General features: G+C 71.1%; 13 protein-coding genes. 7 read left to right on the top strand and 6 right to left on the bottom strand.

The window, feature by feature from the left end:
• Nucleotides 1-27: 27 nt before the first annotated feature.
• Nucleotides 28-1416: a VWA domain-containing protein gene (locus ACQY0Z_RS07210; RefSeq protein ID WP_347226242.1), complete on the bottom strand. Its 1389-nt coding sequence runs from the start codon at nucleotides 1414-1416 to the stop codon at nucleotides 28-30.
• Between the two features lie 169 nt (nucleotides 1417-1585).
• Between ACQY0Z_RS07210 and ACQY0Z_RS07205 the strand changes: the two genes are divergently transcribed.
• The gene (locus tag ACQY0Z_RS07205; RefSeq protein WP_439811985.1) at nucleotides 1586-2668 is read left to right on the top strand and encodes a hypothetical protein; all 1083 of its coding nucleotides are present in this window, start codon (nucleotides 1586-1588) and stop codon (nucleotides 2666-2668) included.
• 62 nt (nucleotides 2669-2730) lie between these two features.
• On the opposite strand, the gene thiC is transcribed toward ACQY0Z_RS07205, so the two are convergent.
• Nucleotides 2731-4527, bottom strand: coding sequence for a phosphomethylpyrimidine synthase ThiC (thiC, locus tag ACQY0Z_RS07200; RefSeq protein ID WP_189897132.1), 1797 nt, complete (start codon nucleotides 4525-4527; stop codon nucleotides 2731-2733).
• A gap of 254 nt (nucleotides 4528-4781) precedes the next feature.
• Here thiC and ACQY0Z_RS07195 point away from each other — a divergent pair, with 254 nt between their 5' ends.
• A complete protein-coding gene (locus tag ACQY0Z_RS07195) occupies nucleotides 4782-6353 on the top strand; it encodes a YibE/F family protein (protein WP_439811984.1) in 1572 nt (523 codons plus the stop codon).
• Between the two features lie 74 nt (nucleotides 6354-6427).
• Here the strand turns inward: ACQY0Z_RS07195 and ACQY0Z_RS07190 are convergent, their stop codons facing one another.
• The 4 genes from ACQY0Z_RS07190 to ACQY0Z_RS07175 all read right to left on the bottom strand — a co-directional run bounded on the left by ACQY0Z_RS07190 (nucleotide 6428) and on the right by ACQY0Z_RS07175 (nucleotide 8661).
• Nucleotides 6428-6862 carry an SsgA family sporulation/cell division regulator gene (locus tag ACQY0Z_RS07190; protein WP_189897129.1) on the bottom strand — a complete coding sequence of 145 codons (435 nt, stop codon included), beginning with the start codon at nucleotides 6860-6862 and terminating at the stop codon, nucleotides 6428-6430.
• Nucleotides 6863-6960: 98 nt separating this feature from the next.
• Nucleotides 6961-7791 (bottom strand): IclR family transcriptional regulator, encoded by an 831-nt coding sequence (locus ACQY0Z_RS07185; RefSeq protein WP_381727682.1) that lies wholly within the window; start codon nucleotides 7789-7791, stop codon nucleotides 6961-6963.
• A gap of 195 nt (nucleotides 7792-7986) precedes the next feature.
• Complete coding sequence (locus ACQY0Z_RS07180) at nucleotides 7987-8196, bottom strand: DUF5326 family protein (protein ID WP_019525342.1); 210 nt, start codon at nucleotides 8194-8196, stop codon at nucleotides 7987-7989.
• A 147-nt stretch (nucleotides 8197-8343) separates the two neighbouring features.
• Nucleotides 8344-8661 carry a cupin domain-containing protein gene (locus tag ACQY0Z_RS07175; protein ID WP_019525343.1) on the bottom strand — a complete coding sequence of 106 codons (318 nt, stop codon included), beginning with the start codon at nucleotides 8659-8661 and terminating at the stop codon, nucleotides 8344-8346.
• 57 nt (nucleotides 8662-8718) lie between these two features.
• Between ACQY0Z_RS07175 and ACQY0Z_RS07170 the strand changes: the two genes are divergently transcribed.
• The 5 genes from ACQY0Z_RS07170 (at nucleotide 8719) to ACQY0Z_RS07150 (ending at nucleotide 12481) form a co-directional block, all read left to right on the top strand.
• Entirely contained in the window at nucleotides 8719-9096 is a 378-nt protein-coding gene (locus ACQY0Z_RS07170; RefSeq protein WP_189897125.1) for a phage holin family protein, read from the top strand.
• 5 nt (nucleotides 9097-9101) lie between these two features.
• Entirely contained in the window at nucleotides 9102-9593 is a 492-nt protein-coding gene (locus ACQY0Z_RS07165; protein WP_189897124.1) for a low molecular weight protein-tyrosine-phosphatase, read from the top strand.
• The gene (locus ACQY0Z_RS07160; RefSeq protein WP_254585705.1) at nucleotides 9590-10738 is read left to right on the top strand and encodes a cystathionine gamma-lyase; all 1149 of its coding nucleotides are present in this window, start codon (nucleotides 9590-9592) and stop codon (nucleotides 10736-10738) included. Before ACQY0Z_RS07165 ends, ACQY0Z_RS07160 begins: the two co-directional genes overlap by 4 nt.
• A 216-nt stretch (nucleotides 10739-10954) precedes the next feature.
• Nucleotides 10955-11860 carry a LysR family transcriptional regulator gene (locus ACQY0Z_RS07155; protein ID WP_254585706.1) on the top strand — a complete coding sequence of 302 codons (906 nt, stop codon included), beginning with the start codon at nucleotides 10955-10957 and terminating at the stop codon, nucleotides 11858-11860.
• 138 nt (nucleotides 11861-11998) lie between these two features.
• On the top strand, nucleotides 11999-12481 hold the full coding sequence (locus ACQY0Z_RS07150; protein WP_189897118.1) for an NUDIX domain-containing protein: 483 nt from the start codon (nucleotides 11999-12001) through the stop codon (nucleotides 12479-12481).
• Nucleotides 12482-12532 lie beyond the last annotated feature (51 nt).

Genomic DNA, 12532 nt, shown 5'->3' with positions numbered 1-12532 from the left:
GCCAGGCTGCGCGACGGGGGCGGGGGGTCAGAGGATGCCCGCCCCGCGCGCCGCCCTGATCCACTGCGGGAACTCGGACAGCAGCCGGTCGTACAGCTCGGCGTCCGGGACCCTGCTGATGTCGTCGACGGAGAAGAAGCCGACGTTGTCGACGCGCCGCCCGGGCAGCGTGTCGAACCGCTCCAGGACGCCGTAATTCGCATGCCCGAGCCCCACGAACTGCCAGAACACCGGCTCCTCGACGGCCTCGCGCAGCTGCGCCTCGATCTCGGCGTTGCGGTAGACGCCGCCGTCGGAGAAGAACAGCACGAGTGTGGGGGCGGGCACCGGGTTCTCCCGTACGTACGCGCGCACCTCCGCGATGACCTTCTGCTCCTCGTTCTGGATGCCGACCTCGCGCATGTCGACCTGGCTCGGGTCGAGGCCCTTCTTGCGCTTGCGCCGGAACAGGGAGATCTCCCCCACGCGGACGTGCAGCCGCAGCCACTCGGGAAGCTCCCCCAGCCGCAGGTCGGGCAGCCGGGCGGGGGTGGTGGCGAACGTCCAGGCCTGCATCTCCCCGTCGTCGTCCAGTTGCGCGGCGACGGCCGCCATCCGCTCGACGACGTCGGCGACGGCGCCCTTGGAGTACAGGAAGGACATCGACCCGGAGGCGTCCAGCACGAGGATCACGCGTGCGGTGACGTCGGCGGCGCCGTGTTTGCGCAGGCTGACGGCGACCTGCTCCTTGCGCAGGGACAGCCGCTTGCGCATGTCGACGGGGAGCCGTTCCTCGCCCTTGCCGGGGCGGGCGGCGCCGGACGGGGACGGTCCGGGCGGCCCCGGATCGGCCGGCGGAGGCGGCAAGGGGGGCACAGGCGCGGTGACGAGGGGGGTCTGGGCGGGGTCGTCGACGGTGATGCCGAAGTCCGTGGCGAGTCCGGCGAGGCCGGAGGCGTACCCCTGGCCGACCGCGCGGAACTTCCAGGCGCCCTGCCGCCGGTACAGCTCGCCGCCGATGAAGGCGGTCTCGGTCCCTGCCGCCATGTCGAAGCGGGCGATCTCCGCGTCCGAGGCGGCGTCCAGCAGCCGCAGCACCAGGCCGGGCACCTGTCCGAAGGTCCCGCCGTCGGCCGACGCCCCGAGCACGATCCGCTCGACGGCCGGCTCCAGGGAACGCAGGTCCACCTCGACGGTGTCGGTGGCGGCCCCGTCGGCATGCCGCTTGCCCAGGTGCCGCACGGCCTCGGAGGCGTGACGCGGCTGGTTGTAGAACACGAAGTCCCCGTCGTCCCGCACCCGCCCCACCGACGTCAGCAGCAGGGCGGACGCGTCGATGTCGGGCACCCCGGGCCCCACCGCCCACGCCAGCTCGGCCCGCACGACAGGCACCTCGACGGAACAGTTGGACCCCTTGCTCAACGCCCACGCAGCCATGGGCCCAGTCTGCCCAGACCGGACGGATTCCACGAGGGTGACCCACGGAGCGGGCTCATCACGTCGTGCGACCGGGACAGACCGTCCCCCACCGCCGGGTCACCGCACAGCGTCCTACGATGCGTCAGTCCTCCGGCGGCTCCGGTTCCCCGTACAGCAAGGAAGCTCGATGCGCCTGTCCAGCCAGTTCGGGAAGGCCGCCATGGGCGCGGCGGTCCTGCTTCTCCTCGCCGGGTGCGCAGGGGAGCGCGACGCGGGCGGGGCGGTGGTCGGAACGTCGGAGAGGCCGGCCTCCTGGACCGACCTGCCGGTGCGGACCGGCGCCCGGGACGTCGTCCACACGGACGTCGACGACCGGCCGCACACGGTCCGGATCACGGTCAGGAGCCTGGTCCGGGGCTCGGAGAAGGACATGCGCGGGGCCCGTGTGGGCGAGGAACTGAAGGGCACGGTCCCTCACTACCTCACCTTCGAGGTCACCAACACCGGCCCGAGGAGGATCCCCGACCCGTTCATGGTGGACAGCGATCTCGTCCTCATGGGCACCGACTGGGAGGACGGGCAGGAGGCCCACCTCAGCGGCGGCAGGCCGGGAGGAGCCGATCTGCCGTGCGCGAACTTCCCGCCGGAGACACTGGCACCCGGCGCCTCCTACGAGGTCTGCGTGACCTACGCACTGCCGGAGGGTGTCGGGGTGCTGTCCGTGCTGCACTACGCCGGCGGCTACCACGACGAGACCGCCGCCGTCGCGGTCTGGCCCGTCGACGGCGGCGTGGAGACGGTCTCGGCCGGGCTGGCGGAGCCGGGAGACGTCATCCCGGTCCGGCACGGCGCCGACGAGGACGGCATCCTCGAACTGCCCGCCACTCCGGTGTCCGTACGCCGGGGCAACATGGCCGACCTCAAGGACGCGGGTCTCCCTCTCACCGAGGAGGAGCGACGCGGCGTGCCGTACTACGTCTCGGTCACCTACACCAACACCGACACGTCGGACCTCTACAACGACCAGTCCGACCGCATCCGCCTCCTCACGCGGGACGGCCGGCAGATCCCGGAGAAGAGCCACTACTTCATGGACTCGGAGGTTCCCGGCTGCCCGTCCGACTGGATCTTCGCGACCGTCCCGACGGGCGACAGCGTCACGCAGTGCAGCATCCACGTGGTGACCGGTGAGGGTCAGAAGCCGTTCGCGGTGGGCTTCGACCAGGTGGATCGGGCGGGTCTGGTGGCCTGGAGAGCCGAAGGTCTCTGAGGCCTCCGGAACGGGGACGGCGCCGGCAGCCGTGTGGGCGCCGGCCGCCGCCTCCCCCTCGGTCAGTCCGCGATCGGCAGATACACCCGGTTGCCCGCCGCCGCGAATTCCCGCGACTTCTGGGCCATCCCCTCCTCGATCTCCGTGCGGCTGCCGCCGTGTTCGCGGCGGATGTCCTGGGAGATCTTCATCGAGCAGAACTTCGGCCCGCACATCGAGCAGAAGTGCGCCGTCTTCGCCGGCTCCGCCGGAAGCGTCTCGTCGTGGAACTCGCGGGCCGTGTCCGGGTCGAGGGCCAGGTTGAACTGGTCCTCCCACCGGAACTCGAACCGCGCGTCGGACAGCGCGTCGTCCCATTCCTGGGCTCCGGGGTGGCCCTTGGCGAGGTCGGCCGCATGGGCGGCGATCTTGTAGGTGATCACGCCGGTCTTCACGTCGTCCCTGTTGGGCAGACCCAGGTGCTCCTTCGGCGTGACGTAGCAGAGCATCGCCGTGCCCCACCAGGCGATCATCGCGGCGCCGATGCCCGAGGTGATGTGGTCGTACGCGGGCGCGACGTCCGTGGTGAGCGGGCCGAGCGTGTAGAACGGCGCCTCCTCGCAGATCTCCTGCTGGAGGTCGATGTTCTCCTTGATCTTGTGCATCGGGACGTGTCCCGGCCCCTCGATCATGGTCTGCACGTTGTGCCGCTTGGCGATGCTGTTGAGCTCACCCAGCGTCCGCAGCTCCGCGAACTGCGCCTCGTCGTTGGCGTCCGCGATGGACCCGGGCCGCAGACCGTCGCCCAGCGAGTACGTCACGTCGTACGCGGCGAGGATCTCGCACAGTTCCTCGAAGTGCTCGTAGAGGAACGACTCCCTGTGGTGCGCCAGGCACCACGCCGCCATGATCGACCCGCCGCGCGAGACGATCCCGGTCTTGCGGTTCGCGGTGAGCGGCACGTATGCGAGCCGGACGCCCGCGTGGACCGTCATGTAGTCCACGCCCTGCTCGGCCTGCTCGATGACCGTGTCCTTGTAGATCTCCCAGGTCAGCTCCTCGGCCTTGCCGTCGACCTTCTCCAGCGCCTGGTAGAGCGGCACGGTGCCGATGGGGACGGGGGAGTTGCGCAGCACCCACTCGCGGGTGGTGTGGATGTTGCGGCCGGTGGAGAGGTCCATGACCGTGTCGGCGCCCCAGCGGGTCGCCCAGGTCATCTTCTCCACCTCCTCCTCGATGGAGGAGGTGACCGCCGAGTTGCCGATGTTGGCGTTGACCTTCACCAGGAACCGCTTGCCGATGATCATCGGCTCGCTCTCCGGGTGGTTGACGTTGGCGGGCAGCACCGCGCGACCCGCCGCGATCTCCTCGCGGACCACCTCGGGGGAGACGTTCTCCCGGATCGCCACGAACTCCATCTCGGGCGTGATCTCGCCCCGGCGCGCGTACGCCAGCTGCGTGACGGCCTTCCCCTCCCGGCCCCGGCGCGGCAGCCGTGGCCGGCCGGGGAAGACCGCGTCGAGGTTGCGCAGTCCCCCGCGCGGCGAGGTGTGCTTGATCCCGTCGTCCTCGGGACGGACGGGACGGCCCGCGTACTCCTCCGTGTCGCCGCGGGCGACGATCCAGTTCTCGCGCAGCGGGGCCAGTCCCCGGCGGACGTCGGTGTCGACGAGTGGATCGGTGTACGGGCCCGATGTGTCGTACAGGGTGACCGACTGCCCGTTGGTGAGGTGCACCTGACGGACCGGCACCCGCAGGTCGGGGCGGCTGCCCTCGACGTACGCCTTGTGCCAGCCGATGGACTTCCCGGCCTCCACGGCCTCCGACGTCTCCGTCGGGTTCTGCGTGGAGGCAGGCGTGCGTGCGTCCTTGTTGGTCATGAGACCTACTCCCTACGCCGGCATTACCCGGTAACAGGTTCGGCGGTCGACGCAGCGGTTTCCGTCTGCCGACGTCCCGTGTGAAACATCACCCGCTGTCGGTGATGTTTCACGTGGAACATCGCTGAGACGGAGGTCAGCGCCCTCTCAGCCCGGTGCTCCGAGCTCCCGCGTGTACAAAAGGTGCCTCCACGCTAGCGTCATTTCTGGCGCGGTGAACAGAGGGCCCCCTTCCTTCTTGCGATGATCGGTCGGTGACTCCGAACTCTCCGCCTCCGTACCCGCCGTCCGAGCCACCGCGCGGTGCCGACGCCCCGCACGGGCACGGTCCCGGGCAGCCGCACGGGCACGGTCCCGGGCAGGGACGCACGGGCTCGCACGAACACACCGGCTCCCACCGGCGCTTGAGCCCGCCGGGGACGCCGGCTGATGCCCCGTCTCCGACGAGCGGGCAAGACCACGGGCACGGCCCCGCTCAGATCCACAGCCACGGGCACAGCCACAGTCACGGCCCCGCCGCCCCCGTCTCCCGCCACCTCCGCAAGGTCATCGCCGCGGTCCTCATCCCCTTCACCGCAGCGGTCCTCGTCGGCCTGGCCGTGTTGTGGCCGGGCGGCGCCCCCGCGCACGAGCGCACCGGCGTCGGCTTCGACCGCCAGACGCAGCAGGGCACGGTCACCGAGGTGGTCGCGATGGACTGCGCCTCGGCCAACCCCTCCGCCGGCGTCCCGACCGGTGACACCTCCACCGCCGAGGGTTCCTCGGCCCAGCAGCAGGCGAACGGCACCTGCAAGAAGGCGACGATCCGGGTCGACACCGGCAAGGACAAGGGCCGGACGTTCACGGAGATCGTGCAGCCGGACCAGTCACGGCAGTTGAGCGAGGGCCAGGGGGTCGTCGTCGCCTACGAGCCGTCGGCCCCGGAGGACCTCCAGTACTCGGTCGCCGACGTGAACCGCCGCTTCCCGCTCGCCCTGCTGGCCGGTGTCTTCGCGCTCGCCGTGGTGGCCGTGGGCCGTCTGCGGGGCGTCATGGCGCTGGTCGCGCTGGCGGTCAGCTTCCTGGTGCTCAACTTCTTCATCCTGCCGGCGATCCTGCAGGGCTCGAACCCGCTGGTCGTGGCGGTGGTGGGAGCGAGCCTGATCATGCTGCTCGCGCTGTACCTCTGTCACGGGCTGTCGGCCCGCACCTCGGTGGCGGTGCTGGGCACCCTGGTCTCGCTGTTGCTGATCGGCATCCTGGGGTCGGTGTTCATCGGCTGGTCGGCCCTCACCGGCAACACCGACGACAACACCGGCCTCATCCACGGCCTCTACCCGGACATCGACATGAGCGGCCTGCTGCTCGCGGGCGTCATCATCGGCTCGCTAGGCGTCCTGGACGACGTGACGGTCACCCAGACGTCCGCCGTGTGGGAGCTGCACGAGGCCAACCCTGCGATGGGCCGCCGCACGCTGTACCGCGCGGGCATCCGCATCGGCCGTGACCACATCGCGTCCGTGGTCAACACCCTCGTCCTCGCCTACGCGGGCGCCGCGCTGCCGCTGCTGCTGCTGTTCTCGGTGGCGCAGAGCAGCGTGGGGACCGTCGCCAACAGCGAGCTGGTCGCGGAGGAGATCGTGCGCACGCTGATCGGGTCGATCGGCCTGGTGGCCTCGGTGCCGGTGACCACGGCCCTGGCCGCGCTGGTCGTCTCGGCGGACCGCCCGGCGGACCGCGCCCCGGTGCCCGGACAGCCGGTGGCGCACGACCAGGCCGTCGGCCACGCACCGGAACCGCGGCCTGCCATGGCTCGGGGCGGGCGGGGCAGGCGCCGCAAGCGCTGACCACGCCGCCGCGAGAGGACGTCCGGAGCGCGCTGAAGCGTTACGCCACCGGCTCACCCGGTCGGCTCAACGCGTCAGCCGGCGCTCTGCTCCGCGAGGATGCGGTCGAGCGCGTCGTCGAGGTGGGCGTCGAAGTCGGCGAGCGCCCCTTCCTGCCCCAGCGGCACCAGTTTGTCGGTGCGGTCGAGGAAGGCCACGATCGGGGCGGTCGACGAGCGGAACAGGGCCTGGTCGCTGCCGACCTGGAGCCGGATCAGCACCTCGCCCAGGGTGTCGGGGTCGACCGGCGCGACCCGCACATCGCCCTCGCCGCAGGGCCTGCCCACGCCGTCGACCAGCAGCTCCCTGCCGAACGCCCAGGTCACGGGGGCGTCTCCGGGCAGATGGAAGGTCAGCCGCACCGCGTAGGGATCGCAGGTGTCATAACGCAGCTCCACCGGAATGCGGAAGGAAAGCTCCTCCGACACGAGAAAGCTCATCATGACCTCTGCCTGTACGGATTCGCGCATCGCCTACCCCGTCATTCGCCGCGGACTGGCCGGGCATGGACCCTGACTCTAGAGGGAATCTTGCTGAACGTACACAGCAGATCACAAGGAGTGAGTTTTCAAATACTGATAGACAGTGCGAGCGAGCCGAGCAGGCAGCGCATTTCGGCCTGCAGCCGCTGGACCGTCGGAAGGAGCCGGTCGCCCTGGTGCACAGGCAGTGAGACGGCCACAGTGGCCGCCGTCGCGCCGACCTTGAGGGGGATCGCGGCGCACACCGTCCCCAGCGCGTACTCCTGACGTTCGATCACCAGGTCCGTCTCCCGCACCCGTTCCAGGCGCCGCAGCAGGCTCGCGGCGTCGCGAACCGTGTACGGGGTGACCGGGCGCACCGGGTAGCGGCCGAGGTGGTCGCGCCGGGCCGCGTCGTCCAGCTGCGCGAGGAGACACTGGCCGAGGGCGTGGGCGTGGGCGGTCTCCCGGAAGTCGGTCCACTCCTCGACGGCCGGATTGCCCGGGGTGTCGGCGACGCCGATCAGGCCGATCTCGCCGTCGCGGTAGGCCGCGTAGTAGACGGGGACGCCGACCGCGTCCCGCCAGCGGGCGAGGGTGTCGGCCACCGTGCTGCGACGTTTCTGCCGGGCTCCGCTGCCGCCGAGCCGCTCGGCGGCCTCCCCGAGGTAGAACATCCCGCGGTCACGCCGCAGATAGCCCTCGTGCACCAGGGTGCGCAGCAGGTGGTAGGCCGTGGGGAGCGCCAGCCCGGTCTCTCGGGCGAGCTGCTTGGCGGGGGCGCCGTGCTCATGGGCGGCGACGGTCTCCAGCAGGCGCATGGCGCGCTGGACCGAGCCGATGAGGGTCGTGCCGGGGGGAGACGTGGGCGGGGCCGGCGAACGGGGCTGCGGGGGGACCGCGGTCCGAGATGCGGGGGCGGTGCCAGTCGTGGCCAAGGGTCACTCCCGTAGCGCGAGGGGGCAGCCCGTGCGGGGAACACGGGTGGTGGGGTCGCCGTTCGCGGGGACCGGCCCCGCGTCGAGTTCCGGACTCTAACCGTCCGTCACCGCACGCAGGAGGCCCTGTACGGAAACTTCCCCCACCCGAGGGAACCGGCGTATCCCGTTACCGCCCCGCCGGTTCCCGCCGGCTCACCAGTCGCGCGAGGAGGAGCTCGCCGTGAACTTCCGCACCACGTAGATGAGTCCGCCGACCAGGGCGACGAAGACCAGCGCCTTGAAGAGCAGGCCGATGACGAAGCCGACCACGCTCGCTATCAGGCCGCCGAACACCACCAGGGCGATGACCGGCACCGCGATCCACTTCACCCACCACGGCAGTCCCGTGAAGATCTCTCGCATGGCCTCGTCCTTACCTCTCCGCCCGCTGCCTGCCGGGTCCTGTCGATGACGTCCGCTCCCGATGCTAGGGCGGCCGGGGACCGGACGGGGCTCCCGGATCCCTTGTCCTCCCCTGACCCGTCCCCTAGGGAACCCCGGGGCCCGCCCTCAGCTCTCCGGCGGAGAGAACACCACGACGACCCGCAGGTCCTCGCTGATGTGGTGGAACTTGTGCGCCACCCCGGCCGGCACGTAGACGACGCTGCCGCGCGCGACCTCGGTGGTCTCCATGCCGACGGTGATCGAGGCACGGCCGCTGACCACGAGGTACACCTCGTCCTGGTGGTGCGGCTGCTGCGGGTCCTGGGCGCCCGCGTCCAGGGCGTAGAGACCGACCGACATGTTCCGTTCCCGCAGGAACTGCAGGTACGCCCCGTCGTTCGCGGCGCGCTCCGCTTCGAGTTCGTCCAGCCTGAATGCTTTCACGGGTCCCGCCCCTGCCCTCACTGCCCGATCACGATGCTGTCTGCCACGATCAGACACATGAAGAATTTCCTAGTCAAGACGATCGCCAACGCGGGAGCCCTCGCGGTCGCGGTCTGGCTCCTCGACAAGATCACCCTGACCGGGGACAGCACCGGCAAGGAGATAGGCACGCTGTTCCTGGTGGCGCTGATCTTCGGCGTGGTGAACTTCCTGGTCAAGCCGGTGGTCAAGCTGCTGAGCCTGCCGCTGCTCATCCTGACCCTGGGCCTGTTCACCCTGGTCGTGAACGCCCTGATGCTGCTGCTCACCTCCTGGCTCGCCGACCAGTTCGACCTGAGTTTCCACGTGGACGGCTTCTGGACGGCCGTGGTGGGCGGTCTCATCATCTCCGTGGTCTCCTGGGCCCTGAACGTGATCCTGCCCGACGGGGACTGACCACCATGACCTACCGCGTCTGCTTCGTGTGCACCGGCAACATCTGCCGCTCTCCGATGGCCGAGTTCGTCTTCCGCGCGCGCGTGGCCGAGGCCGGTCTGGAAGACCTGGTCGAGGTCGACAGCGCCGGCACCGGCGGCTGGCACGAGGGCGAGGGCGCGGACCCCCGCACCGTCGCCGTGCTGCGGGAGAACGGCTACGACGCCGAGCACACGGCCCGGCAGTTCGACCCGTCCTGGTTCGGCCGGCTCGATCTCGTCGTCGCCCTGGACGCGGGTCATCTCAGGGCGCTGCGCCGCCTCGCACCCACGGAGCGGGACGCGGAGAAGGTGCGGCTGCTGCGGTCGTACGACCCGGCGGCCGGCGACGACCTCGACGTGCCCGACCCGTACTACGGGGGTCCCGAGGGTTTCGACGCGTGTCTTGAGATGGTGGAGGCGGCGAGCCACGGGCTGCTCGCCGCGGTACGTGAGCAGGTGGAAGGACGGGCGGCATGAACGACGCGACGAGAGGCACGGGCGGGCCGGGCGACGGCACCCGTGCGGTGCGGGCCGGGCTGCCCGAGCCGGTGAAGCACGAGCCGACCCTGCCCGGGCCGGTGTTCGCGGCCCACTTCCATCTGCCGGGCGACCCCACCGGCCCGTACACCTACGGCCGGGACGAGAACCCGACGTGGACCCTGCTGGAGCGGGCGATCGGCGAGCTGGAGGGCCCGGGGCGGGACGGCGTCGAGACGCTGGTGTTCGCCTCGGGCATGGCCGCCATCTCCGCGGTGCTGTTCTCGCAGCTCCGCGCGGGGGACGCGGTCGTCCTGCCCGACGACGGCTACCAGGCGCTGCCGCTGGCGCGCGCCCAGCTGGAGGCGTACGGCATCGAGGTGCGCACCGCGCCGACCGGCGGGGACGCCCAGCTGGAGGTGCTGGACGGCGCGAAGCTGCTGTGGATCGAGACGCCCTCGAACCCGGGTCTCGACGTGTGCGACGTGCGGCGGCTCGCCGACGCGGCCCACGCGCAGGGGGCCCTGGTCGCCGTCGACAACACCCTGGCGACGCCGCTGGGCCAGCGTCCACTGGAGCTCGGCGCGGACTTCGCGGTGGCCAGCGGCACCAAGCAGCTGACCGGACACGGTGACGTGCTCCTCGGGTACGTCGTCGGCCGGGACGCCGAGGCGATGGCCGCGGTCCGGCGCTGGCGGAAGATCGTCGGCGCCATCCCGGGGCCGATGGAGGCGTGGCTCGCGCACCGGTCGATCGCCACGCTGCAGCTGCGGGTCGAGCGGCAGAACGCGACCGCGCTGCGGCTCGCCGAGGCGCTGCGGGAACGGCCGGAGGTCACGGGTCTGCGCTATCCGGGGCTGCCGGACGACCCGTCGCACAAGATCGCGTCGCAGCAGATGCGCCGCTACGGGTGCGTGGTGTCCTTCACGCTGCCGTCCCGCGAGCGTGCGGACGGCTTCCTGGACGCCCTGCGTCTCGTGGACGACGCGACGAGCTTCGGCGGTGTGCGGTCCACGGCGGAACGGCGCGGCCGCTGGGGCGGGGACGCCGTTCCGGAGGGCTTCGTCCGCTTCTCCGTCGGGGCCGAGGACCCGGAGGACCTGATCGCCGACGTACTGCGGGCTCTGGACGCGACAGCGGGCTGACCTGCGCACATCTGACGGACGACACCCCCTGCGGACGGTCCGAGCCTCCCCCCTCGTGGCTCGGACCGTCCTCGGTTCCGCGCGCGAAGAACCGCGCGACTCAGGCTAGTTGACTCAGTGTCAGTGTCCAATCACAGTAGCGACAGCGACCTATCGACAAATTTATAGTTGGCTCCGTCCGGTCTGCGGCGGGCCGACGAGGGAGGGGTGCGTGCCGTGGATCTGGCCTTGCTGCGGACCTTCGTGACCGTGCACCGGGCCGGTTCCTTCACGCGCGCGGCCGCCCTGCTGGGCCTCTCGCAGCCGGCCGTCACCTCGCAGATCAGAACCCTGGAGCGGCAGGTCGGACGGCCCCTGTTCCTGCGGCAGGCCCGCGGGGTGACGCCGACGACGATCGGCGACGAGCTCGCCCACAAGGCGGCGCCCCACCTGGACGCGCTGGTGGAGATAGCCGAGTCCGGGCTGGAGGAGGACTCCTCCTTACGCACCCTGCATCTCGCCGGGCCTCCCGAGTTCACCGCCGAGCGGGCGCTGCCCGCGCTCACGGAGCTGACCGGCGAGGACGGCCAGGGCTTCGCGCTCCGCGCCTCCTTCGGCACCGCCGACGAGGTCCTCGAAGGGCTCGCCGCCGGCCACCAGGACCTGGCCATCAGCACCGTCCGCCCGCGCGGCGCGCTGCTCTCGGCGACCGCGCTCTGCGACGAGGAGCACGTCCTGGTCGCCGCCCCGCGGTGGGCCGAGCGGATCGGCACCGGGACGCTGCGCCGGTCCGGTCCGGGCGCCCTCGAACGGGTCCCGGTCGTGGAGGTGCACGAGTCGCTGCCCTTCGTCGCCCGCTACTGGGCCTCCGTGTTCGACTCCCGTCCGGTCTGTCCGGGAACGGTGATCGTCCCGGACCTGCGCGCCGTGCTGGCGTGCGCTACGGCCGGGGCGGGTCTCGCCGTGCTGCCGCGCTATCTGTGCGCGGGCGCGCTGGAACGCGGCGAGGTGGTGGCCCTGCACGAACCGACGGTGCCTCCGCTGCGCACCTACTTCCTCGCCGTCCGTACCGGCACGCTGGCGATGCCGCACATCGCACGGGCCCATGAGTGGCTGGAGCGGGCGGCCGTCGGCTGGAGCTGACGAAGATGCCGCCGACCGGTCTGACGGGGGTACCGCCGACCGGTGCTGACGGGGGTGCCGTCGGCCCGGTGTCCCGGCGGCCGGAGCAAGGGCGTCCGGCGATGTTTCACGTGGAACCAGCTGGGCCACATTCCCCCCATGACCGTCCGACCCGTGGTCAAGCGCACCGCCCGAGCCGTTCTGCTGGACGGCGATCACCTGATCCTGATCAAGCGCACCAAACCTGGTGTGGACCCGTACTGGGTCACCCCCGGCGGCGGGGTCGAGCCGGAGGACCCGACCGTCGTCCACGCCCTGCACCGCGAGGTGTACGAGGAGCTCGGCGCCAAGATCACGGATGTGGTGCCGTGCTTCGTGGACACCGTGGAGCACATCGGCGAGGACGAGAGCTCCACCGGCGTGAAGGTGCAGCACTTCTTCGTCTGCCGTCTGGAGTCCATGGACCCGTCCCTGCGGCACGGCCCGGAGGTCGAGGAACCCGCCGGCGAGTACGAGATCGTGCGCGTGCCCTTCACCCGGGTCGGCATCGCCTCCGTCCACCTCGTACCGCTGTCCCTGCGGCACTACCTCGACGGCAACATCGAGGGCGTGCGTGCGCTGCACGCCTCCGACCTGGGCTGATCCCGGCCTGGACGGGATGGCCAAAAGCACGTACGCATCTGCGGAAACAGG

Source organism: Streptomyces sp. P9-2, assembly GCF_051903975.1.
Taxonomy (GTDB): Bacteria; Actinomycetota; Actinomycetes; order Streptomycetales; family Streptomycetaceae; genus Streptomyces; species Streptomyces cellulosae.
The sequence above is the reverse complement of the archived record's forward strand: the minus strand, read 5'-3'. Positions and strand labels throughout refer to the sequence as shown.

Coding starts and splice junctions, on each gene's coding strand:
- ACQY0Z_RS07210 (WP_347226242.1), bottom strand. CDS start 1,416: ATGGCTGCGTGGGCGTTGAGCAAGGGGTCCAACTGTTCCGTCGAGGTG.
- ACQY0Z_RS07205 (WP_439811985.1), top strand. CDS start 1,586: ATGCGCCTGTCCAGCCAGTTCGGGAAGGCCGCCATGGGCGCGGCGGTC.
- thiC (WP_189897132.1), bottom strand. CDS start 4,527: ATGACCAACAAGGACGCACGCACGCCTGCCTCCACGCAGAACCCGACG.
- ACQY0Z_RS07190 (WP_189897129.1), bottom strand. CDS start 6,862: ATGCGCGAATCCGTACAGGCAGAGGTCATGATGAGCTTTCTCGTGTCG.
- ACQY0Z_RS07180 (WP_019525342.1), bottom strand. CDS start 8,196: ATGCGAGAGATCTTCACGGGACTGCCGTGGTGGGTGAAGTGGATCGCG.
- ACQY0Z_RS07170 (WP_189897125.1), top strand. CDS start 8,719: ATGAAGAATTTCCTAGTCAAGACGATCGCCAACGCGGGAGCCCTCGCG.
- ACQY0Z_RS07165 (WP_189897124.1), top strand. CDS start 9,102: ATGACCTACCGCGTCTGCTTCGTGTGCACCGGCAACATCTGCCGCTCT.
- ACQY0Z_RS07160 (WP_254585705.1), top strand. CDS start 9,590: ATGAACGACGCGACGAGAGGCACGGGCGGGCCGGGCGACGGCACCCGT.
- ACQY0Z_RS07150 (WP_189897118.1), top strand. CDS start 11,999: ATGACCGTCCGACCCGTGGTCAAGCGCACCGCCCGAGCCGTTCTGCTG.